At 32.7% G+C, this 1,436-nt stretch carries 1 protein-coding gene; it reads left to right on the top strand.

What is annotated here, in order from left to right:
- Positions 1-285 precede the first annotated feature (285 nt).
- On the top strand, positions 286-1,098 hold the full coding sequence (locus tag BZG02_RS20650; RefSeq protein ID WP_101263640.1) for a hypothetical protein: 813 nt from the start codon (positions 286-288) through the stop codon (positions 1,096-1,098).
- Positions 1,099-1,436: the final 338 nt, after the last annotated feature.

A 1,436-nucleotide genomic window follows, 5' to 3' on the forward strand; every position in this document is an offset into this window, starting at 1 on the left:
TTCATCGCATGAATTACATGCCCGTTCGATTAATGTGCTTTTTTTTCATAATACGAATTTTAAATTAAATACTATCTAAAGGTAAGTAAATGGGTTCTTTAGCTACCTTTAGGTTTCGTTCAACAAAGTGTAAATTTAATAGCGGGTTCGGTGGGTGTTCCAACGTTGGATTCACGACCAATTATCCGTTGCTATCGGACGGATAACAGCACGTAAATCCGCTACTAAACTTACACCAACCGTTATGGCGCATAAAAAAAACGAACCCTACAAATAGTGAAAATTATGAAGATTAAACAGTTTATTTATGGTATTGCAATGACAGGATTAATCGTCAGTTGCGTTTCACAGTCAGATTATGATAAAGTATTGGCTGAGAATGAAAAATTAAAACTTGAATTAGAAGACTGTCAACATGGAGCAGAAAAGTTAATAGCTAATGTTGAAAAAGCGTATTCGGAAAAAAATTATTCTTTCGCAAGAGAGAATATTGATTTATTAGCTAACAAGCATCCTGAATCTCCTAAGAACAAGGATTTTGAAATTTTACTCAAATCCATTGAGAAAGCAGAATTAATTGAGAAAAAGAAAAAGGAAGCTGAAGAAAAGGAAAGAATTCGTCTTGAGAATCTAAATAACACTGGCATGTGGTCAGTAAGATATTATGTAGATGAATTTGGAGAAAAAACAAATCAAGGATATATTTCAAATTCGTTGTCAATTAAAGGCTCTTTTAGTAACACTGCCACACAAGATTCAAGATTAAATGTAGACTTCCTTATTTCAAATTCATCTAAAATCTCATTTCAACTTTATGAATATGCTGGAAATAATCCTGTCAAAGCGTATTCTTCCGAGAGTTATCGAGTATTAATTCAAGATAAGGATGGTAATAGGCATAAACTGACAGCGACTAATTATTCAGATAGACTTAGTTTTGATAAAACATCATCAAGAAAGGTTCACGGAATTTTAATGAAAGGTGGTACAATAAAGTTTAAAGTAGTTGAAATTGATACACCTACAACTGAATATGACTTTACAATACAAAAGGCTGATTGGTATGATAATGCTTATAAAAAACTTAAAGAATCTTGATTGAGAAACAGTAATAACGCGCCATAACAATGCATCATAAAACATAAGGGCGACAGTAGTTTACGGGACTTTTGTGCGTTTAATCAAGCCCGCCAAATTTGCAATTTGACGAGTTGATTAAAAAGTTTAAATTTGTGTCTAATCGCAAATTTGGCTCAGTGCAAACAAGAGAGTTTTGTATTTCAAATCCCTTACGATTTCTTATACTCACCGTCAGACTGTCTAAAAAGCTTGATAAGTTGTTGATAAGTAAACACACCTATATTTGAAAGATTTTCAGCACTTTGTTATCTTAGAGTATGAGGTTTATACAAGGACAAGACAGAACGCAAACTCAT

Origin of the sequence: Labilibaculum filiforme, from assembly GCF_002843315.1 — a bacterium.
In the GTDB taxonomy this organism is placed as follows: Bacteria; Bacteroidota; Bacteroidia; order Bacteroidales; family Marinifilaceae; genus Labilibaculum; species Labilibaculum filiforme.